At 62.5% G+C, this 26,037-nt stretch carries 16 protein-coding genes; 1 reads left to right on the forward strand and 15 read right to left on the reverse strand.

Going from position 1 to position 26,037, the window contains the following annotated elements:
- Positions 1-2 precede the first annotated feature (2 nt).
- The 12 genes from PFEN_RS09395 to PFEN_RS09450 all read right to left on the reverse strand — a co-directional run bounded on the left by PFEN_RS09395 (position 3) and on the right by PFEN_RS09450 (position 20,095).
- Positions 3-2,453: a heavy metal translocating P-type ATPase gene (locus tag PFEN_RS09395; RefSeq protein WP_191486564.1), complete on the reverse strand. Its 2,451-nt coding sequence runs from the start codon at positions 2,451-2,453 to the stop codon at positions 3-5.
- A 245-nt stretch (positions 2,454-2,698) separates the two neighbouring features.
- Positions 2,699-3,238, reverse strand: a complete 540-nt coding sequence (locus tag PFEN_RS09400; protein WP_191486565.1) for a FixH family protein — start codon at positions 3,236-3,238, stop codon at positions 2,699-2,701.
- A gap of 11 nt (positions 3,239-3,249) precedes the next feature.
- Positions 3,250-4,665 (reverse strand): cytochrome c oxidase accessory protein CcoG, encoded by a 1,416-nt coding sequence (gene ccoG / locus PFEN_RS09405; protein WP_191486566.1) that lies wholly within the window; start codon positions 4,663-4,665, stop codon positions 3,250-3,252.
- A gap of 336 nt (positions 4,666-5,001) precedes the next feature.
- On the reverse strand, positions 5,002-5,976 hold the full coding sequence (ccoP, locus tag PFEN_RS09410; RefSeq protein WP_191486567.1) for a cytochrome-c oxidase, cbb3-type subunit III: 975 nt from the start codon (positions 5,974-5,976) through the stop codon (positions 5,002-5,004).
- Entirely contained in the window at positions 5,973-6,158 is a 186-nt protein-coding gene (locus tag PFEN_RS09415; protein WP_191486568.1) for a cbb3-type cytochrome oxidase subunit 3, read from the reverse strand. Before PFEN_RS09415 ends, ccoP (PFEN_RS09410) begins: the two co-directional genes overlap by 4 nt.
- Positions 6,159-6,163: 5 nt before the next feature.
- Positions 6,164-6,772, reverse strand: a complete 609-nt coding sequence (gene ccoO / locus PFEN_RS09420) for a cytochrome-c oxidase, cbb3-type subunit II (protein WP_191486569.1) — start codon at positions 6,770-6,772, stop codon at positions 6,164-6,166.
- Positions 6,772-8,214: a cytochrome-c oxidase, cbb3-type subunit I gene (ccoN, locus tag PFEN_RS09425; protein ID WP_191486570.1), complete on the reverse strand. Its 1,443-nt coding sequence runs from the start codon at positions 8,212-8,214 to the stop codon at positions 6,772-6,774. The genes ccoO (PFEN_RS09420) and ccoN (PFEN_RS09425) overlap by 1 nt, the downstream gene beginning before the upstream one ends.
- A 333-nt stretch (positions 8,215-8,547) precedes the next feature.
- Entirely contained in the window at positions 8,548-9,486 is a 939-nt protein-coding gene (gene ccoP, locus PFEN_RS09430; protein ID WP_191486571.1) for a cytochrome-c oxidase, cbb3-type subunit III, read from the reverse strand.
- Positions 9,483-9,680, reverse strand: a complete 198-nt coding sequence (locus PFEN_RS09435) for a cbb3-type cytochrome oxidase subunit 3 (RefSeq protein WP_191486572.1) — start codon at positions 9,678-9,680, stop codon at positions 9,483-9,485. Before PFEN_RS09435 ends, ccoP (PFEN_RS09430) begins: the two co-directional genes overlap by 4 nt.
- A 3-nt stretch (positions 9,681-9,683) precedes the next feature.
- Positions 9,684-10,292 carry a cytochrome-c oxidase, cbb3-type subunit II gene (gene ccoO / locus PFEN_RS09440; RefSeq protein WP_191486573.1) on the reverse strand — a complete coding sequence of 203 codons (609 nt, stop codon included), beginning with the start codon at positions 10,290-10,292 and terminating at the stop codon, positions 9,684-9,686.
- Between the two features lie 10 nt (positions 10,293-10,302).
- Positions 10,303-11,727, reverse strand: coding sequence for a cytochrome-c oxidase, cbb3-type subunit I (gene ccoN, locus PFEN_RS09445; protein WP_191486574.1), 1,425 nt, complete (start codon positions 11,725-11,727; stop codon positions 10,303-10,305).
- Between the two features lie 334 nt (positions 11,728-12,061).
- On the reverse strand, positions 12,062-20,095 hold the full coding sequence (locus tag PFEN_RS09450; RefSeq protein ID WP_191486575.1) for an Ig-like domain-containing protein: 8,034 nt from the start codon (positions 20,093-20,095) through the stop codon (positions 12,062-12,064).
- Between the two features lie 192 nt (positions 20,096-20,287).
- Between PFEN_RS09450 and PFEN_RS09455 the strand changes: the two genes are divergently transcribed.
- Positions 20,288-20,968, forward strand: coding sequence for an alpha/beta family hydrolase (locus PFEN_RS09455; protein WP_191486576.1), 681 nt, complete (start codon positions 20,288-20,290; stop codon positions 20,966-20,968).
- A 40-nt stretch (positions 20,969-21,008) separates the two neighbouring features.
- On the opposite strand, the gene PFEN_RS09460 is transcribed toward PFEN_RS09455, so the two are convergent.
- From PFEN_RS09460 to PFEN_RS09470, 3 genes are all read right to left on the reverse strand, one after another.
- The gene (locus PFEN_RS09460) at positions 21,009-21,734 is read right to left on the reverse strand and encodes a hypothetical protein (protein ID WP_191486577.1); all 726 of its coding nucleotides are present in this window, start codon (positions 21,732-21,734) and stop codon (positions 21,009-21,011) included.
- Between the two features lie 27 nt (positions 21,735-21,761).
- Entirely contained in the window at positions 21,762-23,588 is a 1,827-nt protein-coding gene (locus tag PFEN_RS09465; RefSeq protein WP_191486578.1) for an addiction module component, read from the reverse strand.
- Positions 23,589-23,729: 141 nt separating this feature from the next.
- A complete protein-coding gene (locus PFEN_RS09470) occupies positions 23,730-25,628 on the reverse strand; it encodes a hypothetical protein (protein WP_191486579.1) in 1,899 nt (632 codons plus the stop codon).
- Positions 25,629-26,037: the final 409 nt, after the last annotated feature.

Below are 26,037 nucleotides of genomic sequence, written 5' to 3' on the forward strand. Positions count from 1 at the left end.
GCTCAGGCCGGCAGCGGGCGGGTAACTGGCGTGGCGTTGAATGCCGCCGCGCCAGGCAGACGCGTCAGGCGCAGGGCATTGAGTACCACGGTCAGCGAACTGATGGACATGCCGATTGCGGCCCACACCGGAGTGATCCAGCCAAGGGCGGCGAACGGCAACATCAGGCCATTGTACAGTGTGGCCCAGATCAGGTTCTCGATGATGATCCGCCGGGTCCGGCGAGCCAGGCTGATGGCTTGCACCAGGGCGCCCAGGCGATTGGACAGGAGCACCGCGTCGGCGCTGGTCTTGGCCAGGTCGGTGGCCGAGCCCATGGCCACGCTGATATCGGCGGCGGCCAGGACCGGGACGTCGTTGACACCATCACCGAGCATCAGCACTTTATGGCCCTGGCGATGCAAGTCCCGCAGCACCTGCAATTTGTCATCCGGGCGCAAGCCGCCGCGGGCTTCGTCGATACCCAGTTCGGCGGCGACACTGGCGACCATCGGCGAGCTGTCACCGGACAGCAGCAGTGTGCGCCAGCCGTGTGCCCGGCAGGCCGCCAGCAGCGCGGGAGCGTCGTCACGCAGGCGGTCGTCAAGGACGAACCAGGCCAGCGGCCCGCGGCTATCACCCAGTAGCAGCCACTGTCCGGCTTCGTCTGGCGTCGGTGGCAGCGCGCAAGCGCCGAGTTCGCAGACAAACGCGGCCTGGCCGATGCGCAGCAGTTGCTCGCCGACCCGACCCTCGAGGCCCAGGCCGGGTGTGCCGTGGACCTCCTCGGCGGCTTGCGGGGCACGGCCAAAGGCCCGGGCAATCGGGTGCTCGGAACGGTTTTCCAGGGCGGCGGCGAGGCTCAGGCAGCGCTCGCTGTCCAGCTCGCGCAGCGGGTGGATGGCGCGCAGGGTCAGGCGGCCTTCGGTGAGGGTACCGGTCTTGTCGAAAATGACCGTGTCGACCTGGTTCAGGCCTTCAAGCACATGGCCACGGGTCAACAGCAGGCCGAGCTTGTGCAGGGTGCCAGTGGCGGCGGTCAGGGCGGTGGGCGTGGCCAGCGACAGGGCGCAGGGGCAGGTGGCGACCAGCATCGCCAGCACGATCCAGAACGCCCGCGCCGGCTCCAACTGCCACCAGACCAGGCCGATGACCGCCGCGGCGAGCAACGAGAACAGCAGGAACCACTGGGCGGCGCGGTCGGCGATCTGTGCCAGGCGCGGTTTCTCGCTCTGGGCACGGTCGAGCAGGCGGACGATGGCGGATAACCGGGTGTCCTGACCGAGGGCCAGGACCTCGACCGTCAGCGCGCCTTCGACGTTCAAGGTGCCGGCGGTGACCGCATCCCCGGTTGTGCGGGGCTGCGGCAGGTACTCGCCGGTCAGCAGCGATTCGTCGATGCTCGACTGGCCTTCGACAATCCGGCCGTCGGCTGGCAGCACGGCGCCGGGATGCACCAGCACCCGTTCCCCCAGACGCAGTTCGCTGAGCAGGATACGTTCGCTCTGGCCGTCCGCCCCCAGGCGCAGGCAGGACGCCGGCAGCAGGTTGACCAGTTGCGCGGTGGCGGCAGCGGTGCGCTCGCGGGCGCGGCGTTCCAGGTAGCGGCCGGCCAGCAGGAACAGCGCGAACATGCCCACGGCATCGAAGTAGAGTTCGCCGACCCCGGTAATCGCGGTCCAGATCCCGGCGCAGTAGGCGCTGCCGATGGCCAGCGAGACCGAAACGTCCATGGTCAGGTGGCGGGTGCGCAGATCGCGAAAGGCGCCGCGAAAGAACGGGGCACAGCTGTAGAAGACGATGGGGGTGGTCAGGAACAATGCCACCCAGCGCAGGATGGTGTGCAGTTCCGGGCTCAGGTCGATATTGAATTCCGGCCAGGTGGCCATGGTTGCCATCATCGCCTGGAACCACAACAGGCCGGCCAGGCCCAGTTGGCGCAGGGACTTGCGGTTTTCGTTGGCGAGCTGTTCGCTGGCCTGGTCGGCCTGATAGGGGTGCGCGGCGTAGCCGATATGGCGCAGTTCGCCGAGGATCTGGCTCAACGGCAGTTGGCTATCCGCCCAGCGCAGTTGCAGGCGGTGATTGGACAGGTTCAAGCGGGCCTCGGCCACGGCGGGCAGAGCGAGCAGGTGTTTCTCGATCAGCCAGCCGCAGGCGGCGCAACTGATGCCCTCCATCAACAGGGTGGCTTCGGCGAGTTCGCCGGCGTGGCGGACGAAGGGTTGCTGTACATCGGCGCGGTCGTACAGCGCCAGCTCATCCACCAGTTGCACCGGCAGGGTATCGGGATTGGCCGAGGTTTCGCTGCGATGGCTGTAATAGTGCTCCAGGCCGCCAGCGACAATGGCCTGCGCTACCGCCTGGCAACCCGGGCAGCAGAACTCGCGGGGCTCGCCGAGGACGACCGCGGTGAAGTGGCTGCCGGAGGGGACGGGCAGGGCGCAGTGGTAGCAGGGAACAGGACTGGTCATGGGCGCTATCGGTCAATCAATTGTGGCGAGCGGGCTTGCCCCAATATTAGCCAGTCAAGAATGCTCTCAAGTCTGGCCGAGGTTTGTGGCGAGCAGGCTTGCCCGCGCTGGGCTGCGAAGCGGCCCCAAAATCGGCAAATGCGTTGTATCAGATACAGCGAGATTGCAGGTTCTCCGACTGCTTCGCAGCCGAGCGCGGGCAAGCCCGCTCGCCACAGGAGTTTGTCCGTCCGGGAAGAGGGCATTTATTTAGAGCGTTCTTCAGCGCCTTGCAGCGGTTCGTCGCCCAGCTTCAGGTCCTTGTCTTGGCTGATCTGCTCTTCTTCGAACATCCGCCAGGTCTTGTCGCCCTCGACCCCCAGCAACTCGACGAAACGTCGGCCTTCGATCTTGTCGGCCAGTTGTCCGATATAGCGCCCCGGTTCGCTGGCACTGCGGCTCAGGGTGATCTTGCGGTCCTTCTCCGGCTGGGTCGGCGAGATCAGGTTCAGCTCCAGGCTGGCCGGCTGGCTATTGCCGGTCAGGCGCAGCTCGACTTCACCGGTGACCTCGTCCAGGTGCACCTTGGCATGCAGTTTCAGGCTCTGGGCCAGCACTTCGCGGTCCAGGGAGCGGTTGATGCCCTTGCCGGCCTCGTAGTAGTTGTCGTTGACCAGGTTGTCCGGGTTGTTCACCGCAATGGTCACCATCGACAGGGTCAGGGTCACCGAGCAGGCCATGATCCCGATCAGGATCCAGGGCCAGAGATGCTTGTACCAGGGGCTGGTGGCGGTTGCAGCGGGCATTGTGTCTTCCCTTAACGAATTTGCGGGCCGATGAATCGGCTCTTGGCTTCAATATGAATGCTGTCGTCGTCGGCGTCGCGCAAGGTGAATTTCACCTCGTTGGTGCTCGACGGCAGCTTGTCGGGTGCGCTGGACAGTTCCATCGGCATGCTGAATATCTCGCCAGCGGCCACATGGATTTCGCGCTTGCCTTGCAGTTTCAGGTCGGGCAAGCCGCTGGCGTCCAGGACATAGGTGTGATCGCGCTGATCCTTGTTCATGATCTTCAGGCTGTAGACGTTTTCGATCCGCCCTTCGGCATTCTCGCGGTACAGCACGCGGTCCTTGCTGACGTCGAAGCCCACCAGTGGACGCAGGAAGAAAGCAGTCACCAGCAGGCTGATCATGGTCAGCAGGACCAGTGCATAACCGATCAGGCGTGGCCGCAGCTTATGGGTTTTCTGCCCGGACAGGTTGTGTTCGGTGGTGTAGCTGATCAGCCCGCGCGGGTACTGCATCTTGTCCATGATGCTGTCGCAGGCGTCGATGCAGGCGGCGCAACCGATGCACTCGATCTGCAGGCCGTCGCGGATGTCGATGCCGGTGGGGCAGACCTGCACGCACATCGTGCAGTCGATGCAGTCGCCCAGGCCCTGGGCCTTGTAGTCCGCGCCTTTCTTGCGCGGACCACGGCTCTCGCCACGGCGCGGATCGTAGGAGACGATCAGCGTGTCCTTGTCGAACATCACGCTCTGGAAACGAGCATAGGGGCACATATAGATGCACACCTGTTCGCGCAGCCAGCCGGCGTTACCGTAAGTGGCGAGGGTGAAAAAGCCGACCCAGAAGTAGGACCAGCCATCGGCCTCGCCGGTGAAGAAGCTGATGACCAGATCGCGAATCGGCGAGAAGTAGCCGACAAAGGTCAGGCCGGTGACAAAACCGATCAGCAGCCACAGGCTGTGTTTGCAGAATTTGCGCAGGAACTTGTTGCCGCTCATGGGCGCCTTGTCGAGCTTCATGCGCTGGTTGCGGTCGCCTTCGGTGACCTTTTCACACCACATGAAGATCCAGGTCCAGACGCTTTGCGGACAGGTGTAACCGCACCAGACCCGCCCGGCATAGACGGTGATGAAGAACAGGCCGAAGGCGGCAATGATCAACAGGCCCGAGAGCAGGATGAAGTCCTGGGGCCAGAAGGTCGCGCCGAAGATGAAGAACTTGCGCTCGGGCAGGTTCCACCACACGGCCTGGTGACCGCCCCAGTTCAGCCACACGGTACCGAAGTACAGCAGGAACAGGCCGGCACCGCCCACCATCCGCAGGTTGCGGAACAGGCCAGTGAAGGCGCGGGTGTAGATTTTCTCGCGTGAAGCGTAGAGGTCGACGGTTGCGTTGGCGGGTTTGGCAGGTGGCGTGACGTCGTGTACCGGAATCTGGTTGCTCATCATTGCGTCCCACGGCTGGGGGAAATGCCTCGGTCAGTACATGCCGACCGCGATCGGAAGGAGTAGTGCAGTGGCGCAATGATACGCCGCTCCCTGCGCTCCAGGGGTGCGACCTTTGGTCGCGTTGGGTGAGCCATCAGTATGGTGTAGCAGATGTAACAAAGCATGATCCAAGTCAATTGACTATAGATTATGGGCCGTGGCCGGGGACGGATCGGAGAGTGGCCATGGTGTTCGCCGATCCTCCGCTTGGCGTGCGTGTCGAACAGCGCCGCGGCTAATGAAAACGGCCCCGCCAGTTGCGCTGGCGGGGCCGTTGGGGTTGCTCAGGCGCGCTTATTCAGCAGGCTTGTTGTCACCGTGGGACAGGCTGTAGACGTAGGCGGCCAGCAAGTGCACCTTGTCGTTGCCCTGCAACTGTTCCTGAGCCGGCATTTGGCCCTGGCGACCATAGCGGATGGTCTGTTGCAATTGCGCGAAGCTCGAACCATAGATGAACGCGGCCGGGTGCGTCAGGTTCGGCGCGCCCATGGCTGGGGTGCCCTTGCCTTCAGGCCCGTGGCAGGCCACGCAGTTGGCGGCGAAGAGCTTCTGGCCCGCCACCGGGTCGGCCTTGGCGCCTTCCGGCAGCTTGCGCCCGTCGAGGTTGGTCAGCACGAACGCGGCGACATCGGCCACGCCCTGTTCGCCAATGACATCGGCCCAGGCCGGCATCACCGCGTGGCGACCGCCCATGATGGTGGTCTTGATGGTTGCCGGCTCGCCGCCCCAACGCCAGTCTTCGTCGGTCAGGTTGGGGAAACCGTAGGCGCCCTTGGCGTCGGAACCGTGGCAGACCGAGCAGTTGGAGGCAAACAGGCGCGCGCCCATCTTCAGCGCTTGCGGGTCCTTGGCCACTTCCTCGATAGGCATGGCGGCGAATTTGGCGAAGATCGGCCCGAACTTGGCATCCGATCTGGCCATTTCCTTCTCCCACTCGTGCACGCCGGTCCAGCCGCTCTGGCCGTTGGCGAAGGCGGTCTGCTTGTCGTTGTCCAGGTACGAGTAGCCTGGCAGCAGGCCTTTCCAGTTACCCAGGCCCGGATACAGGGCCAGGTAGCCGAGGGCGAAGACGATGGTGCCGACGAACAGCATGAACCACCACTTGGGCAGTGGGTTGTCGTACTCCTCGATACCGTCGAAGGAGTGGCCGACCGTCTCGTCGGTCTGCTCGGCGCGCTGGCCCCGGCGGGTGGACAGCAGCAGCCAGGTCAGGGCGAAGATGGTGCCCAGGCTGAGGACTGTGACGTACAGACTCCAGAATGTAGTCATTCTTTGTTACTCCTAGACGCTTTTTTGACCTGCTTGATGGCTTCGGGATCATCCGCGAAAGGCAGCAAGGTTGCGTCGTCGAACTCCGACTTGCGCCGTGGGCTGAACACCCACAGCGCCAGGCCGATAAAGGCCACCATCACCACGAGGGTGCCCAGGCCACGAATCATCCCGATATCCATCCAGATCACCGTTTGCTTTTGATGATGGTGCCCAGGCCTTGCAAGTAGGCCACCAGCGCGTCCATTTCAGTCTTGCCCTTCACGGCGTCCTTGGCTCCGGCGATGTCTTCGTCGGTGTAAGGCACGCCCAGGGTGCGCAGGACTTCCATTTTCTTCGCCGTGTCCTTGCCGTCGAGCTTGTTTTCCACCAGGAACGGATAAGCCGGCATTTTCGACTCGGGCACTACGTTGCGCGGGTTGTACAGGTGCGCGCGGTGCCAGTCATCGGAGTAACGTCCGCCGACCCGGGCCAGGTCCGGCCCGGTGCGCTTGGAACCCCAGAGGAACGGGTGGTCCCAGACGCTTTCACCGGCCACCGAGTAGTGGCCGTAGCGTTCGGTTTCGGCGCGGAACGGCCGGATCATCTGCGAGTGGCAGCCGACACAGCCGTTGGCGATATAGATGTCGCGGCCTTCCAGTTCCAGCGCGGAGCGTGGCTTCATGCCCTCGACCGGCTTGTTGGTGACGTCCTGGAAAAACAACGGGACGATCTGCGTCAGGCCGCCGATGCTTACGGCGATGACCATGAAGAAGGCCAGCAGGCCGATATTCTTCTCGACTACTTCGTGCTTCATCAGTGAGCTCCAGCGACAGCGATCTGAGCGGCGGCTTCAGCTTCAGCCGGGTTCGAGGCGCGAACGGTACGGAACACGTTGTAGGCCATGAACAGCATGCCACTGGCGAAGAACGCACCGCCGATGGCGCGAACGATATAGCCAGGGTGGCTGGCCTGCAGTGCTTCGACGAACGAGTAGGTCAGCGTGCCGTCGTCGTTGATTGCGCGCCACATCAGGCCCTGGGTAATACCGTTGACCCACATCGAGGCGATGTAGAGCACGGTGCCGATGGTGGCGAGCCAGAAGTGCGCGTTGATCAGGCCGACGCTGTGCATCTGCGGCCGCCCGAAGATTTTCGGAATCATGTGGTACAGCGAGCCGATGGAGATCATCGCCACCCAGCCGAGCGCCCCGGCGTGAACGTGGCCGATGGTCCAGTCGGTGTAGTGGGACAGCGAGTTGACGGTCTTGATCGCCATCATCGGCCCTTCGAAGGTCGACATGCCGTAGAACGCCAGGGACACCACCAGGAACCGCAGGATCGGGTCGGTGCGCAGCTTATGCCAGGCGCCCGAGAGGGTCATCATGCCGTTGATCATGCCGCCCCAGCTTGGCGCCAGGAGGATGATCGACATCGCCATGCCCAGCGACTGGGCCCAGTCCGGCAGCGCGGTGTAGTGCAGGTGGTGGGGGCCGGCCCAGATGTACAGGGTGATCAGCGCCCAGAAGTGCACGATGGACAGGCGATAGGAGTAGATCGGGCGTTCGGCCTGTTTCGGCACGAAGTAGTACATCATCCCCAGGAAGCCGGTGGTCAGGAAGAAGCCCACGGCGTTGTGGCCGTACCACCACTGGATCATCGCATCGGTCGCCCCGGCATAGGCCGAGTAGGACTTGAAGAAGCTGACCGGCAGGGAGATATGGTTGACGATGTGCAGCATCGCCGTGACGATGATGAAGGCACCGTAGAACCAGTTGCCGACATAGATGTGCTTGGTCTTGCGCTTGACGATGGTACCGAAGAACACCAGGGCGTAGACCACCCAGACTACCGCCAGCAGGATAGCCAGGGGCCATTCCAGTTCAGCGTATTCCTTGGTGGTGGTGTAGCCCAGGGGCAGGGTGATCCCGGCGCCGACGATCACTGCCTGCCAACCCCAGAAGTGGAAGGCCGCGAGGCTGTCGGAGATCAGTCGTACCTGGCAGGTTCGCTGCACGACATAGTAGGAGGTGGCAAACAATGCACAACCACCGAAGGCGAAGATCACCAGGTTGGTGTGCAGCGGGCGCAGGCGTCCAAAACTCGTCCAGGGCAGACCGAAATTCAACTCCGGCCAGACCAGTTGCGAGGCGATGAAAACACCGAGCCCCATGCCAAGGATCCCCCAGACCACCGTCATGATGGCGAACTGGCGGACTACCTTATAGTTATAAGCAGTCGGACTGATTGCTGTGCTCATTCTAAGGTTCCACGGTTTGGGTATATTTATTAGGGGTAAAATCGGCGGCAAGTATGGATAAAGTGTAGGGTCATTGCAACGCGCCATGACCTTGATCAATACCTTGCGAAGCTGATTCTGCGGCCTTTCCATGCTCGGTGTAAGGTCAAAACGTGTCCGCGCGGACGCCAGGATCGACCGGCAGGCGACGGGATACGCTTTGATCGAAGTTTGCAAAGCTTAGTACCGATTCCCGGGAGTGGGTAGGCGGACCAAAGGAGAGGTGCGACACTTGGTCGCGTACAGGCAGGGAACTGCCGCACCTTGATCGATGCGGCAGGGGACATGCGGAGGTTATTGCGCTTTCTTTTCTCCTGGATTGCCGTGGGACAGGCTGAACACGTAAGCGGCCAGCAACTGCACCTTGTCGTTGCCGAGCAGTTCGCTCTGGGCCGGCATTTGACCTTGGCGGCCGTGACGGATGGTTTGCTGCAATTGCGCCAGGCTGCTGCCATAGATGAACGCGACCGGCTCGGTCAGGTTCGGCGCGCCCATGGCCTGGGTGCCCTGGCCGGTAGCGCCGTGGCAGGCCACGCAGTTGGTGTTGAAGATCTGCTGGCCGGCCTGCACGTTGGCATCGCTGCCCTCGGGCAAAGGCAGATGACCCAGCTCATGGCGCACATAGGCGGCGACATTCTTCACGCCGTCCTCGCCGAGGATTTCTCCCCAGGCCGGCATTGCCGCGATACGGCCGCCCATGATCGTCTGCTTGATGGTGTCGGCGCTGCCGCCCCAACGCCAGCTGCTGTCGGCCAGGTTCGGGAAGCCGTAGGCACCCTTGGCGTCCGAGCCGTGGCACACCGCGCAGTTGGAGGCGAACAGGCGTCCGCCCATTTTCAGCGCTTGTGGGTCCTTGGCTACTTCTTCCACGGGCATGGCCGCGAACTTGGCGAAGATCGGCCCGAACTTGGCGTCGGCCTTGTCCATCTCCTTTTCCCACTCGTGAACGCCGGTCCAGCCGTTCTCGTAACCGGGCAGGATGCCTTTCCAATTGCCCAGGCCGGGGTAGAGGATCAGGTAGCCGACGGCAAATACCAGGGTCCCGGCGAACAGCATGAACCACCACTGCGGCAGCGGGTTGTCGTACTCCTCGATGCCGTCGAAGCTGTGGCCCATGGTCTGGTCGACGCTGCCCTTGGTTTCACCCTTGCGCGTACCGATCAACAACCAGGTCAGGCCGATCAGGCTGCCGATGGTCAGTACGCAGATGTACGTACTCCAGAAGGTGGTCATGGCCGGGTGCTCCTTGTCGCAGTGGAATCTTCAGGGGTGTCGGGAAGCGGCTCGTCATCGGCGAAGGGCAACATGCAGGCTTCGGCGAACTCGGGGCCGCGCTTGGCGTTGAACACCCAGAGGGCCAGGCCGATGAAGGCGATGAACACCACCAGCGTGCCGAGGCCACGGATCATTCCGGTACTCATTTCCATGACTCACCTCTTGCTCTTGATCGCAGTGCCGAGCACTTGCAGGTAGGCGACCAGGGCGTCCATCTCGCTCTTGCCCTTGAGGCTGGCCACGGCGCCGGCGATATCGTCGTCGGTGTAGGGCACGCCGAGGGTGCGCATGGTTCGCAGCTTGGTTTCGGTCAGGCTGCTGTCCAGCGGCTTGTCCACCAGCCAGGGGTAGCCGGGCATTTTCGATTCCGGTACCACGTTGCGCGGGTTGTACAGGTGCGCGCGGTGCCAGTCATCGGAGTAACGTCCGCCGACCCGGGCCAGGTCCGGCCCGGTGCGCTTGGAGCCCCAGAGGAATGGGTGGTCCCAGACGCTTTCACCGGCCACCGAATAGTGGCCATAGCGTTCGGTTTCGGCGCGGAACGGCCGGATCATTTGCGAGTGGCAGCCGACGCAGCCGTTGGCGATATAGATATCGCGGCCTTCCAGTTGCAGCGCGGTGTAGGGTTTCATGCCCTCGACCGGCTTGTTGGTGACGTCCTGGAAGAACAACGGAACGATCTGGGTCAGGCCGCCGATGCTGACGGCTAACGCCATCAGCAGCATCAGCAGGCCGACGTTCTTTTCAATTACTTCGTGTCTCATGGCGGACTCCTCAAGCCATCTGCGAGGCGGCGATCACGGCGGCGGGTTGCGCACCGCGCACGGTGCGCCAGGTGTTGTAGGCCATCAGCAGCATGCCGCTGAAGAAGATTGCCCCGCCCACCAGCCGCACGACGTAACCGGGGTGGCTGGCCACCAGGGTTTCGACGAAGGAGTAGGTCAGCGTGCCGTCTTCGTTGACCGCGCGCCACATCAGGCCCTGGGCGATGCCGTTGACCCACATCGAGGCGATGTAGAGCACGGTGCCGATGGTGGCGAGCCAGAAGTGCGCGTTGATCAGGCCGATGCTGTGCATCTGCTCGCGGCCGAACACTTTCGGAATCATGTGATACAGCGCGCCGATGGAGATCATCGCCACCCAGCCGAGTGCCCCGGCGTGAACGTGGCCGATGGTCCAGTCGGTGTAGTGGGAGAGGGCGTTGACGGTCTTGATCGCCATCATCGGCCCTTCGAAGGTCGACATGCCGTAGAACGCCAGGGACACCACCAGGAACCGCAGGATCGGGTCACTGCGCAGCTTATGCCAGGCGCCCGAGAGGGTCATCATGCCGTTGATCATGCCGCCCCAGCTCGGTGCCAGGAGGATCAGCGACATCACCATGCCCAGCGACTGGGCCCAGTCCGGCAGCGCGGTGTAGTGCAGGTGGTGGGGACCGGCCCAGATGTACAGGGTAATCAGCGCCCAGAAGTGCACGATGGACAAGCGGTAGGAATACACCGGGCGCTCGGCCTGTTTCGGCACGAAGTAGTACATCATCCCCAGGAAGCCGGCAGTGAGGAAAAAGCCCACGGCGTTGTGCCCGTACCACCATTGCACCATCGCGTCGGTTGCCCCGCCGTACAGCGAGTAGGACTTGGTCAGGCTGACCGGGATTTCCAGGTTGTTGACGATGTGCAGGATCGCCACGGTGATGATGAAGGCACCGAAGAACCAGTTACCGACATAGATGTGCTTGGTGGTGCGCTTCGCCAGCGTGCCGAAGAACACAATGGCGTAGGCGACCCAGACAATGGTGATCAGGATATCGATCGGCCATTCCAGTTCGGCGTATTCCTTGGAACTGGTGTAGCCCAACGGCAGGCTGATGGCTGCCAGGAGGATCACCAGTTGCCAGCCCCAGAAGGTGAACGCCGCGATCTTCGGCGCAAACAGCTGGGTCTGGCAGGTGCGTTGCACCGAGTAGTAGGAACTGGCGAACAGCGCGCAGCCACCGAAGGCGAAAATCACCGCATTGGTATGCAGCGGTCGCAAGCGACCGAAGCTGGTCCACGGCAGGTTGAAGTTGAGTTCAGGCCAGACCAATTGGGCCGCGAGGAAAACCCCGAGTCCCATGCCGACGATGCCCCATACCACCGTCATAATCGCGAATTGGCGGACCACCTTGTAGTTGTAGGCGGTACTGATTGAAGTGTTCATGGTTCCCCATCCACGGTTCAGATCCGGCCGGCGCTCTGGCATTCGCAGGATCTGGAGTTATAGGCAGACTAAAAGCCAGGTAAGCATGGGCAAATAGCCAGCGGGTGTTATTGACTAGGGTCAATGGGGCGGGGGTTGCCGGTTGTGGGAGTGGTGCTTGCCTGTGAGAGTGATGCTTGCCTGTGGGAGCGGTGCTTGCCCGCGAAGCTTTTAGCGGTCTCACGGTCCTCTTCGCGGACAAGCACCGCTCCCACAGGGTATGCATTCATGCTCAAACCACAGGGTATGTATTCAAGCTCGAGCCTCATGCCCGGGTGGACAGGCTACCGAAGGCTCAGTCCAGACCCAGGCCATAGGCGTTGCTCAGATCGAACAGAATCGACTCCTTGCCGCTGGGCAAGTGAACGACGTAGTACTTGATCGGCGGGACCGTGGTCGCGCGGTCCATGGACCAGGTCAGACCGAAATCCCGCGAGGTCGTCGACTCCGTGTCCCGCGGGGTGTCCGCCAGCCATTCGCGCTGGGCGCCCAAGGGCCAGCGGCTAGCGTAGAGGCGATGGATTTCCGCGAGCTCGGCGCGGGTCGGCAGTCGCCGATGCGCGCTATTGGCCTTGGCCAACATGTTCGCGAAGGTCCCCAATCCCAGGGCGTGGCAGTGGATCACGCCGCTGACCGACAGGCTGTAGCTTTTCATCTGTCCGCCGCGATCGCGCACCGTGATGCTGGTGCTACCGTTGCCGCGCACCGTGACCAGTCCGGAGGCGTCGACCACGGCAATCGCCGGATTGTCCGAGGTGTAGGTGTAACCGGGCGTGCCACCGCTGGCCTGGCGCCTGACCGAGGTGGTTGGGCCGAAGGCGGGCAATACCGCCGGATGGCTGGGGATCAGGTAGATCTTGCCACTCAGGGTAACCGGACGTTGGTCGAACACCAGCTCGGGACGCCCGCCGCCGACCAGTCGCAACTTGACCGTGACCGCCTCCGAACGCTCCGACAGGTTGCCCGCCCGGTCCCTGATCCGGTAGGTCACCGGCCAATCGGCATCAGGCCCCAGCGAGGCGAGGAAGGCCCGGGAAAACTCGATGACGATGGTCTTGAGCTCCATGACTTGCACGCCCGGCCCCTCGACCCCGGCCCAGAAGGTCGTCACCTGGTCACCGATATTGAAACCGTTGTAACTGGCGATCGTGCCCGGCAGTACATTGCCCAGTTGGGTCAGTTCCGCCGAGGTCAGGCCGTCGTCGATCTGTGCTGGAAAGGCCATCGCCCCGAGCAAGGGTTGGCCGGGTTTTTCGCGGTCGACCTCGATCAGGGAAGGGAACGAATCCGTCGAGGTCTGGTTGAGGGTGTTGTACGCCCGGTACCGCAGTTCATGCTGGCCGTGGGTCAGCGCCGCGACGGGAATGTCCAGGCTCAGGGCGTCTCCGGGATTGTCGCCCGGGGCAATGAACATCGGGCTGCCGAGCAGTTCCGTGCCCCACAGCAACTGATAGGTTTCCTCCGTGGCGGGATTCGCCCAGACCGGGAAGGTCACCGGAACGGGCGCCTCGAGGGCGCTGATCGGTAGCAGCCCCTGGCCGTCGTCCAGGGCCGCCGCGACCCTGGGCCTTTCCAGTTCCCGGGCAGCCTCGGGCAGGCTCCTGGCATTTCTGCACGTGGGCAGCAGCGCGGGGCCGATACCCAGACCGCTGGCTTCATAGATCAGGCCCAGGCCGGCGGTGATCTTGATATAGGGGCGTTCCGGCTCGACCACGCTCAAGGTCATGTCCAGTACCGCATACACCAGTGCCAACGGGGTCTTGGTGGTCGATGACCAGGTTTTCCGCTTGAGCGGCGACTGCAACGGCCAGCGCTTGTCGTAGGCCGTCCGTATGCCGATCAATTCGTCCAGCGACGGAATGCTCAGGCCTTTTTGCCGCGCCCTGCGCAGCGTTTCCTCGCTGCTGCCCTCGCCCAGGTTGTAGCACTGAACCACGCCGCTGACATTGACCTCGTAGCTTTTGCGTTGTCCGGCGCTGTCGCTGACCCGGATAACGGTCTTGCCATTGCCGCGCACGGTCACCTTGCCGTTGCCGTCGACCACGGCGATCCGTGGGTCGTCGCTGCGGTAGTGATAACCCGGCACACCGCCGCCGGCGGCGCGCTGGAGCGTCGTGCCGGGGCCGAAGGCGGGCAGTACCTGTGGGTGGCAGGGAATCAGGTAGATCTTGCCGGGCAGGCTGACGGGGCTGCTGTCGAAGATCAGTTCGGGCACCCGTTTGTGGGCCCTGACCGTCAACGACAAGCGGGGGAAGGTCAGGGCCGTCGATTCGTCGCTGCTACCATCGAAGGCCACCTTGAAGGTGAACGTCAGCCCGCTCAGATCCCTCAATTGATCGAGATCGGCGCGTGGTAGCAGGCCTTCGACAAGGTCCGAGATACTGCTGACTTCCTCCGCGTTCCAGAGTGTGAGCGTGAAAGGTCCGCCGTTGCTCCGGGTGCCCTCGATCCGCAGCCAGATCCGCTGCCCGATCTGGATATGCGGCCATTTCCTGACTTCAACGTGGGCATCGCCGGTAAAACTGTTGAGGTCCAGCAGGAGATTGTCCGCTGCCTCGCGAACGAAGGGCGCGCGCAGGTGTTCGTGGGCGATGGGCAGTATGTCCAGTGGCAGGATTTTCGACGGCGCCGGAACACCCTGGCGGGTGACGGTATAGCCGACTTCCACGCGCCTTCCGATATTGGCGCTGACGGCCGTGGCGGGCACGGCAAAGTCGACGCTGCCGCTGGTGTTGCCGGGCTTGGCTTCGAGCGCCGGGGTGCCGTTGCCGGGCGTGCCGCGCCAGTAGGCTTGAATGCTGTCGTGGATCTCCATGCCGTAGCTGACCCGGATTGTCGCGCCATCGAGCGCCTGGAGCGGGAACAGCACGTTGTCGTGGGCCTCCACTACCTTGGGCGGATCAAGCTCCAGTGGCCTGGTGCTGACCGGCAGCAACAGCGCCTGTGAGCGGAAGGGCTCCGGGGCCTCGGTCTTGACCTCATAACGCACCACGACGGAGCCACCGGCCAGCACGCTGACCTTGTCGTCCGGGAGGGTGAAGTCGATGTCCTGGCCGCTCTCGATCACCGGCAGGCTCTGTTGGTGATGGATCTCCATGCCAACAGCGGTCGTGCCGATCCAGATCAGCGTCACCGTCTGGCCATTGGCCATGAATGCATACGCTTCCACCCGGGCAATGACCCCGGTTGCCTCCGGGTCGAGCACGTTGCCATTCGCTTCGGCCACGGGCACCCGTGGCGGCTTGAGATTCAGGGCGCGGCCGATGATTTTCAGCGACCGGCTCTTGGAGCGACGCAACGGCTGGTCGGGCGCCTCGACATAGTAGTAGAAGCGTGCCTGTCCCTGAATGATCAGCGGGAACTGCTCGTTCGGGACCTGGAAGGACACGAACGGATCGCTGTCGTGGCCGGGCATGACGGCGCTGTAGGCGGGCAGCGCCGCGCCCAGGGCGGTTTCCCGTTCGACCCGCAGGCGCAAGGTCTGGGTACTGCTCATCCCCTCGTAGCGCAGTATCAGGGTCTGGACATCGGCACCCTCGAGTGCGTCCAGGTTCAGTTGCAGGCCTTGGGCCCGCGGCACCACCGGGGCCGGCAGGGACGGATCGCCGATGCCGACTTCGACAAAGGCCGGACGTGACCATCGCGACCAGTTGTTGACCCCATCGCGGATCTCGTAACGCACCAGGATCGCGTCGGAGTTGCCGGCCTCGCTGACGATTTTCGGGTCGATCGGCACGACCACCTCATCGCTTGGTCCGCTCAAGGGTGGGTGCTCCACGAGGCGACCGTGCCAGGAGACGACGATCGAATCGCCAGCGCTCATGTTTGCGTAGCGCTTGACCACCACGCTGACGCCCTCGGGCGCTTCGATCACCCCGGGAGGCAATATCACCGGCAGTTCGAGTTTGTCGTTGAGAGTGGGGGTCGCGGATTGAGTGTCGGGGTCGCCAGGCACGTCCAGTTTGACCCGCACGCGGGTCTCGGCGCTTTCCGGCGTGCCGCCGGGGAAGGGCGTGAGGACGTAGCGTACCGTCACCTCCGGCGCCGACATGATCCAGCGCGTATCGACCCGCAGGGTGAGGTGGCTGGGGCCGGGTTCGCTGCCTTGGGTATGGCTGGCGACGGGGTCGGGATGCGCGCCCCAATACAGGTCGAGCCGATCCCTGGGCTTGAGCTCCAGGGCGGCGATCACCACGGGCAAGGAGCGTTGCGGATCGATCACATCGGTGGCGCCGATGCCGCCGATATTGAAACTGCCGATCAGCGGCGGTACCAGGTCTCTGGTTACGCGCGGCTGTCGTGCACTCGCTGGCGAGGCGAGTTTCCAGGTGGACTCGACGGGCCCTGGCGCTTGCCAGAAGTCGTCCGTCACCAGTACGTTCAGCCTGCCCGTGGCCGCTACTTTCTGGACGAATTCCGCGCTGGGCAGTTCAAACCTCTGGAGAGAGCTGGCGGGGCTTTCTTCGCCGCTGGGGATCGTTTTGCAAAGCGCGTGTTGTGCCGCTGATTCGCCTGGTTGGTACTTGAGCAATGCACCTTCGCCAACTGACAGGTAGACAGCTTGCGGGGAGACGCTCAGGTCCGCCAGGATGCGGGTGACGAAGCAGATGTCCGTGGCGGAGAAAAAGTCCCGGGACCACTGGGTATCGGCATCGGTTTCGTAGGGGAGTGGGGCTGCCGGGTGAGCGGTATGCAGGCTGTCCAGATGGTAGGCGGAGCCGAAAGTCACCAGCAGGCGATCACTCTCCAGCGTCTGGGTTTTCGATTGGCTGCCGACACGGATGATGTTGACGGCCTTGTCATGGGTATAGGGCTCCAGGGTGACGTAGCCCATGTCGTTCGGTGCCTGGTAGATGGGGTTGACCACCAGTTGACCGGCGTTGCGAACGATCTCGCGATGGGTATGCTTCGCGGCGTCGTCGGCGCTCGTGAACAGTGGCCCGACGGCATAGCGCTCGGTACGCGTCGAGCGGGTCTGCGAGGCGCTCCAGGTCGCCGCCAGGAGACCTTGATCGGTCCACAGCGGGCTGCTACGTATGACGCTCAGTTTGCCGCTGGCCGCCACTCGACGGACATACTCGAGCGCCGTCAGCGCGCCGCTTTCCAACTGTCCCTCGGTGACGATACCGTCTTCGGCAAAGACTTCGCCGCTGGCGGTTTCGTCCTTTTCGGGGAAGAGTTCGACCTTGTAGCGCAGCAGTGCCTCGTCGGCGCTGGACAGATACAGGTTCACGCTCGCTTGCCGGGACAGGTTCCTGGGGTTGGGGCAGACGCTGCGCGCCGTACCGATCAGCTGGGCGAGATGTCTGGCGCTGATGAAGTTGCGATAGATCCGGTCGTCCTTGAGTGTCTCGAGGGCGGGCGTCGTCGCTGTGATGACATAGACACCGTCGAAGTCATAACCCTCGCCGATCATCTTGAGCAGATCGAAATTTTCCGGAAAGACCCGATAACGATTGAATCCGGAGCCTGCATTGGCCACCGGAGCGGTAGCCACGTACTGGTCTTCGCCATTGTTTCTGAAAATGAAGCCGAACTGGCTGTCGACGCGCTCGCTGATCTGACCGAGGGCGTGACGGAGTGCGTCCTGGACGTCGATGAATACCGGGCTCAGGACCGGGAAATCGGCGGCATGAGCAAGGTTTGTCGCTTCACGAGCATTGTTGCCGCTGAATCCCTCGCTGCTGGAACTGATGGACGAGACGATTCCCGGATGCCGCCAAATCGCCCCGGGAACCAGGACATGCAGTTCGCCCGCCTGTATCAGGGCCCGGGCATAAGCCGGCAGCGCGCCTTTGTCGGCGGCTCGGGTGCTGCCGAAACGTTGCTGCATGGCATTGTCCATCAATTTCAGCGGCGCGTCGGCGGGCGGCGAGAGGTCCTTGAGCAATACACTTTCGTCGGCGGAGCCGCTGGCCGTGTAGCGGATGAGCGAGCCGTCCTGGCCCGCGAGGTAGCGATGGGGGATCGACGCGCGATCCTTGATCGCGCGGTAGATATCCCAGGTTGGGAAGAGGTTTCGATAGAGCTCGGCCTCATCCCTGGGCAGGTAAAAGTCGATTTGCGCGCTGCGCGAATGGTACACACCGACGATCTTGTGGTCCTTGGGGAAGAAGGTCGCGTGGACCTCGCGGGGAAAAATCAGCTGGTGATCGAAGATTTCGGTGGGCGAGCGCCAAGGCTCGGTAGCGACGAACAAGTTGTCCGGTCGTTGCAGGATCAGTCCGCCAAAGACCTGTTCGCGACGCCCTGGGATCTGTGCACAGGCATCGCGTGCCGCATCATCGGCCCTGATGAACACCGGGCCCAGCGCGCGGCGCCGGAAATTCCGGTAGGGCACCCAGTCGGCCGCGACACGGCCAGTGGTGCTCCAGATTTCACTGGTGTCCAGCACGCTCAGTTCTCCGGCCTCGGCCAGTGCGCGGACGAAGAACATCGGCGTGACATGACCGGCCACGACCTGTTCAGCCACGCTCGGTTGCGTGCCCTTGCCCTGGCGCGTGAGCAGCAAGGCCTCGGCTTGAGTGTCGAGGTACTTGAGCAGCGCACCGTCCAGGGTACCCAGGTACAGGGGCACGACTGAGGTGTTCGAGGCGTGTTTTCGGGCCAGGGGCAATGCGGCACCGAGGTCGTGGGGGGTGACGGCGTTCCGGTACAGCCATTGCTCGTCCCCTGGCGGCAGCGGCGTGGGGTAGAGCGGCGTGCTGTAGTGGATGCCCGCCAGTTCAAAGCCTTCGGGCAGTGCCGGGCTGCCCTCGAGCGGATCACTGGCGACATAGCGCGACTGGTGCCGGTGCTTCAGGATGAAACTGATCCGCTTGTGTCCGTGCCGGTTGTCGAACCGCCGGTTGTTATGCCGTGCGGCTTCGTCCGCACTGTCGAACAGCGGGCCGAGGGCGAGGGGCGGGCGGGTTGCCGGCCGCTGGTTGGAATAGGGCTGCCAGTCGCTCGGGAGCTTTCCGGGCGGTCCCCAATAAGGGCTGCTTCTGACCACATACAGCCCTTGGGCTCTGGCCAGCAGCTTGATGAAACCACTGGGCAGCAGTTGGCGCTCCCTGAGTTCCTGGTCGATCTCGCTGCCATCCGGCCCGGGCAGCAAACGGGCAATCAGCAGCTCCTCTTCCGCGGAGCCACTGGGCAGGTACTTGATCAGGCTGAAGTCGCTCATCAGTACATAGAAGGCTTGCACGCCTGTCGATTGCGCCACGAGGGTTGCCAGTACTTCATCGGGGCTGATGCTTTTGAGCGCGAGGCGGCGTTCATCCTCCGCCAGCGCACCGAGGTGTGCGGGGATGTTGTTCGGCTCGCTCATCTCGAGCAAGCTGACATTGGAGCGGTAGATCGCGTACAAGCGATAGCCTTCGGGATAAACGCGGCTGCCGGTTTCGGTTCTGGGATAGAGGCGGCTGGCGTCGAACTTGCGCTGCCCGGTGCTGAGTGGCCGCGTGGCGACGAACGTCTGGTCCGGGCGCTGGAAGATCAAGCCGCCCAATTCCTTCTCGGTGCCGCCCTGGATGATCTGCTGGGCATGGCGGGCGGCATCGTCCGCGGACAGGAACACTGGACCCAGTTCAGGCAGCACGGCGCCGGCGAACGCTGCCCACTGGATCGGGTCCACCTCACCCACGCGGTTCCATAGGTGGCTGGGGTGTATCACCCGCAAGCGGCCGGCGGCGGCGAGGGTGCGGACGAATTGGCTGGGAGGCAGTGCGCCGTTGAGCAGTTGATCGGCGTAGTGGTCGGCTCGAGCTCGCCAGTCCGCGCCTTCGGGTAAAAGCGCTTGCTCCAGGTCGCTGTCTTCGGACTGGTAGGCCAGCAGCGCGCCGTCGGGGGTGCCGAGGAACAAGGCGGGCGGGCGCGCGCCAGCGCTCGATGGACGTGCGCGGCGGGCATGATGGAGCGCCGCGAGCAGGTCATGGGGGCTGAAAAAGTTTTCGTACAGCCAGCTTTCCTTGGGCGGCAGTTGCTCCAGGGCGGTCTCGGCCTGGCAATAGAGCCCGGCCAGGACAAGGTTTTCGGGCAATTGCAGGATGCCCCGGGCGTCGCGGCTGAAGATGGCCTCCGGGTCGAAGGGCGCGCAAGGGGCGCCCAGTGGTTCGGTCGTCTTGAACTCATCCTTTTGCGCGTGCTTGAGCATAAACGACGACTGTCGACTCAAACCTTTGAAAGCCGCCTGGCCGTGGGCATACTTGACGGCTTCGTCCAGGCTGGCGAAGGCGCGGCCGAGCAGCGGCTGAGCGGCCTTGTTGCACGCTGGCGCAAGCGCGCGATCGGTTTGCAAATGACTGGTGCCTGGTTGTTCGGCGTGGGTGAGGGCGTCTTGAGGCATGGCAATACTCGTCTGAAAATGAAAAGGGAGAGCGTCCCGTGTCGCCGGTGCCGGCCTTGCGGTGTCCGGGCAGGCAGGTAAGGTGTTTTCATTTTCAGGAAAAGCGGCGCAGCGATGCGTTACATATCTAGGTTGCCGGCGCGGATCCATTCGCTGTCCGTTGTCGGTGCGAGCAGTGAAATGAGAGGTGCTATGTCGACCCTGCAAGCGACCCGCTCCCAAGTCCCCTGGGCAGTGGCTGGCGGCTATCTGTACAACGCGGCCGGAGGGGATGGCCCGCCCGCCACGCTGATCCTTGCCCACGGCGCCGGCGCGCCGATGGACAGTGCTTTCATGAATACCATGGCCGAGCACCTGGCGACGCTGGGCATCGCCGTGCTGCGCTTCGAGTTTCCCTACATGGCCCAACGGCGCCTGGACGGCGGCAAGCGTCCGCCCAACCCGCAGAGCAGGTTGCTGGAGTGTTGGCGCGAGGTGTACGAGACGGTGCGGCGGCAGGTCCAGGGACCGCTGTTTATCGGCGGCAAATCCATGGGCGGACGCATGGCCAGCTTGTTGGCCGACGACCTCGGCGCGCAAGGATTGGTATGCCTGGGATATCCGTTCTACGCGGCGGGCAAACCGGAGAAACCCCGGGTGGCACATCTGGCGGATATCGCCACGCCGACCCTGATCGTGCAAGGCGAGCGCGATGCCTTGGGCAATCGGCAGACGGTGACGGGCTATCCATTGTCGGCGCAGGTGCGGGTGAGCTGGCTGGCTGCCGCCGATCACGACCTCAAGCCGCTGAAGGCCAGCGGTTTCAGTCATGAGCAGCATCTGGACACGGCGGCTCGGCAAATCCGCGACTTCATCCAGCGTCAGCCGGCGTGAAACGCCGATTGCCGGCTGTACGGCAATCGGCGCGGGTGGTTCAGGGTGAGTCGAGGCTGACCACCACCGCGGTGGCGGGCGAGCGTTTCGACCAGTTACCGACTACATCGCGGATCTCATGGCGTACCCGCAGGTCGTTGGCGTTGCCGACGGCTTCGATGATGTGCGCCGGGATCGGGATAATCACCTCCAGCGCCACTTGCGCAGCCGTCAATGGCGGATGGTCGATGCGCTGTTCGGCCCAGGTAACGCTGATCCGATCGCCTTCGCTCATGTGCGGGTAGGGCGCGACAATTGCCCTTACCCCTTGAGGATCGACGATAACTCCCGATGGCCGCACCTGCGGCGGGTGCAGGGCTTCGTTCTCATAAGGGGTCGCCGGATCGATGTCGACGCCGCCGGGGGCTTCCAGTTTTACCCGGACATGGGTGATTTCGGAGTCTTCCGATGTCCCGCCGGGAAACGGCGTGAAGCGATAGCGAACCGGCACCGGGTCCGTGGCGGACTCAAGGTGTCGGGTTTCTACCGTGAGGGTCACGAAGTCATTGATCGGTGGCGCGTCCAGCGGGTGCTCGTAGCTACTGACGGGGACCGCGGCATCGCCCCAGTACAGGTCGATATGGTCCCAGGGTTTGAGGTTCAAGGGGCCCACCAGCACGGGCAGGGGTTTTGTCGGGTTCTCTACGTCGACGGCACCGACCCCGGCGGGGTTGACGCTGAGGATCAGCGGTTGATCCGGGCGGCGCGGATTGATGTTCTCAGACATGCTGAAGTCTCCAGGGAAAAGGGCCGTTCACGGCTGCAAGGCCGGTGGACAGACGCCGCCTGTGCGCATATCCACGTAGGCGTTCTGGCGCTTTGAACGACCGCTCCCGGTGACGCTGTCGACGCTGTACGTGGCCTCGGCGTGGCCGTAGCAATTGCTGTCCAGCACGGCTCTCGGCACCCGCAGGTCATAGCCGTTGCGGGTCTGTTCCTCGGTCAACGGGGCGGAGGTGTGCGGCCACTGGTTTTTCCGGTTGCCGCCAATCAGTTGGTCAAAGCCTTCGTAAAGAAAGTGGATGACGTCGCCTTGCTTGATATTCACGTAGGGGGCGATGTGGACCGGGGCGCCGTCCTGGCCGTTGACCGTATTGATCGCGCCATGCTCGTTCAGCTCGGTGAACCGCGGGGCCTCCGGCCCGCTCGGGCCACCGGGCAGTTCATCGCGCGAGCGGACGATCAGGCTTTGTTCCGGCGATCTCGAGGTGTTCGGATTGCCGCTCTGGTTGACGCTGTAATAGCTGCGGATATCGGTACCCGTGCCCACTGGCCGGAAGCGACTGTTGAGGACCGCTCGGTTCAGGTCGCGGGCGGCGGCGACATCGCTGGCGCTGATGCGATAGGGCGGTTCGAACATCGGTTGTCCGCCCCAGTACAGCTGGAGGGTCTGGCCTTCGGTGAAAGCGGGATTCCAGGCAATGCTGGCGCTGGCATCCCGTTCAAAGTCATGCTCATCGATCAGGTTATCCAGCGCTTCGGGCGAGGCACCGCGAATGACTGGCCGCGCCAGGTCGCCGGGCACCGGCAGCCTGGCCCTGACCAGGATATCCAGCGGTAACGAGTAGCCGATGACATGACCGTCACGGCTGAGCTCGTAGCTCAGACGGATACCGCCATCGCCGGCGGCTTCGACGCTCGCGAAGTCCACGTCGATGCGCAGGATGATCGGTTGGCCGAGGGTCTCGGGGTCGAATGGGCCCAGGGGCACGCTGCCCCAATGCAGGAGAAGCTGGTCGCCGCTTTCCACCAGGTCCGCGGTGGGAATCCACACTTCGATGCCGGCTTGCGCCTGTTCGTGGTCGATGGGCTCGATATAGCCGTCGATGATCGGCGCGGGGAGATCGGTTACCGGTTCGTCGAGCAACAGTCGAACCTCAATGGCGGTCGAGTTATTCGAGGGATTGCCGGCCCGATCGGTGACGGTATAGAACACCGGCCCGTTGAAGTCGCCCAGGGATTCGAGAAAGGCGCGGGGGAACTCGACGAGCACTTCCCGGGGCTCCATGTCATCCTCTTCGACCTTGCCACCAGGCCCCTCGGTATTGCCCCAGAAGGTCCTGATCCGGTCGCCGATGGCGAAACCGCTGTAGCCGTGGACGGTACCGAGCAGGACGTCGCCCAGTTGCGTCAGTTCTTCCGAGGTGAGGCCGTCTTTGACCTCAGGAGGAAAATCCAGGGGCGCGAGGGTGGTGGGATGGCCGGGGGCGGTGGTGTCGATTTCGATCGGGGTGAAAAAAGAAGGCGTGGTTACACCGTTGCCGGTATTGCGTACTTGATACTTCAGTTGATAGGTGCCTTCTTTCAACAGGTCGACTGGAATATCAAGCCTGAGTTCATCTCCCGGTTTATCGTCGTCGGTAACGGGAGTGGGTGTGCCAATGGGCACGTCATTCCAGAGTAGTTGATAGGTTTCGGTGGTGTTGGGGTCGGCCCATAGTGGAAAAGTCACCGGAACCGGAGCGTTCAGGATGTCGATTGGCAAGAGTCCCTCACCCTGGTCAAGGGCTGATTCAACCCTGGGTTTTTGCAGCAGGCGCTCGTTGGCCTGAGTCTGGTTTTTTGCAAAGGAGTCATTCATTTTATTGAAGCCTGTCGAGAGACAATGAAGTCAATTAAAAAAGCGGCGCAGAAACGCCAAGTACCGCCGGGGTTTCCCGGCGATATGTCTAACGTTTGCGGTTTTTAAACAGCGAATCGACTGGATTCGCTGCTCAATAAGTTATGCGCAGCCGAAGCCAGGACGACTCATGTCCACTCGAACATGAGCGACCAGGGAAGTTGCCGGCTCCTGGTTATGCTCGGGCTTGGGTTCAACCCGGAAGAGGGCTTCCGCGCGACCGACACAGAGTGCACGCAGTGTGTCGTCGGGTATGCTGAAGTCGTAACCGTTGACAATATCCCACTGGTCGAATTCGCGTTGATCGGTGTAGTGCGCGCCGGCGATCGGGCTGTCGTTGCGGTCATAACCGTCGAAGGTCATGTAGACGGTATGCCCCTGCTTGATATTGTCGTAGGGAGCAATGTGCAGTGGGGTGCCATCGGGGTTCTCGATCGGACCGACGACACCACCCGGTGTGGTCCGGGTAAAACGTGGCGCCAGCAGGCCGGCCTCGCCACCGGGCTGCTCGGTGCGCGAGCGCACCCTGACCGGCTGGACCGGTCCATTGGCGGGGTTGGGGTTGCCGGTGCGGGTCACGGTGTAGCTCACCGCAATGGCCGCCCCGGTGCCTTGATCCTTGATCACCCGATTGCTGATCGGGGCGCTGAAATCCACTCCGGCATCGAAATCGGACTGTTTGATTTCATACCAGCGTGGAACTTCCTGCTCCCCCCAGCTCAGGTTGATGAAGTCGCCGACACGCAGGCCGGTCACCCAGCGGAAAATCGCTCGCGCATCGAGTTCGTAGTCATCCGGGTCGATGACATTGTCCTCGACATCGGGATTGCTGCTGGTGCCTTGAATGGTCAAGGGCCGCAGGTCTTCTACCGGTAGCGGCAAGGTCAAAAGCACATTTACTGGCTTGACCAGGGAAGTGCCCCGCAGATCGCCTTGACGACGGACCTCGTATTTGACGTTGACCTGTCCCTCCGGAATAAGGTTGATCACATCGAACTGCAGAACCGGTTCCAGTACCGGGTCCTTGTTTTCATCGCCGGGAAGCAGATCGAGCTCGGGCAGCGGGTTGCCGTCGCCCCAGAACAGCTTGATCCGGTCACCGGGCGCCGCCCCGTCGTAGTGGGGAATACCGACGGTAACGCCGCTTTTCGCGTCCTGGTAGTCGATAAGACCATCGTCCGCCTGTTGCACAATCGGCGCGCGCAGATCGTCCGGGATATCCGCCAGCAGCAGCCTGACGTAGGCGGGTTCGGAGCGCGGGGAAATGTTCAAGGCCCGGTCGGTCACGAAGTAGGTGACTTCGGCTTCGTTGCTGCCGATTTGTGCTTCGACCTGTTCGAGGAAGGCCCGGGTAAAAGGCAGGCTGACGGCTTGCAGCGCCTCCTCTGTTTTAGTGACAGTAGTAGAAGGGCCCTTGATATTTCCCCACCATGTCTCGATGAAATCGCCCTCGACCATGACGTTGTAACTGGTGATGCGGACATCCAGCTGGTTACCCAGCGCTGTCAATTCCGCCGAGGTCAGGCCGTCTTCCACTTCTCGCGGGAAGATCATGGGGCCGTGGTCTGGCAGACCGGGCCGGGTCTGGTCGATTTCCACCAGGTAATCAAAAGATGGCGTATCAAGTTCATTGTCATTATTGAAAAATTTATAGATGAGTTTGTATTTTTTATCCGTTGGATTGAGCGGATCGTTCTTTTCCAGCAAATACTCAGTGGGGACGTACAGACGCAAGCGACGTGTCGGGTTGTCCAGGTCATCTTGTGTCACGTATACCCAGTCATCGCCCAGTTCATCGCCGTCCCAGAACAATCGATAGGAGTAATGAAGGCCGGCATCGCTCGGCAGTGGAAAGGTAACTTCCAGTGGCGCGTTCAATGCGGTGATGGGTAATAAACCATCCACCAAGGCCAGGGTGACATCCGGTTTATCGTAAAAGTTGAGGTTTGCTCGGCTATAGCTATTGCGGTTAAGAGTGATCGGGCTTTTCGAGGTGCACATGGTCTGTTTTCCAATATCTAATGAAGGTCATACAGGTTTTTCGTGCGAGTGGGTTCATGTGCGTGATCAGCACTTGTCATCAAGTGCGCAACCACACAGCGTACTAAGCACGATGTTGTGATAAAGCGCTGGATAGGCTCTATCTGGTTTTGAAGTAATCGGGTTTCTTGGTGGGTGTCAATGGATTTATATGAATATTCTGTTTTAAGTTTCGAGTAAATTTCTGTAGGAAATAGATGTCACCGGTTTGGGAGCAGGCTTGTAGTTCATCAAGATGTAGAGTGTGTTAAGTCAGTGTTGCTCTGCGCAGAATGGGAGGCTCCCTTTTTACGCAGGTGAAATTATGTGGTACCTGAATCAGGAAAGCAGAAGCTCTATTTATAAGGTCGGTTTAAAGGTTATAGGTTTG

The organism is Pseudomonas sp. FEN (assembly GCF_904067045.1).
In the GTDB taxonomy this organism is placed as follows: Bacteria; Pseudomonadota; Gammaproteobacteria; order Pseudomonadales; family Pseudomonadaceae; genus Aquipseudomonas.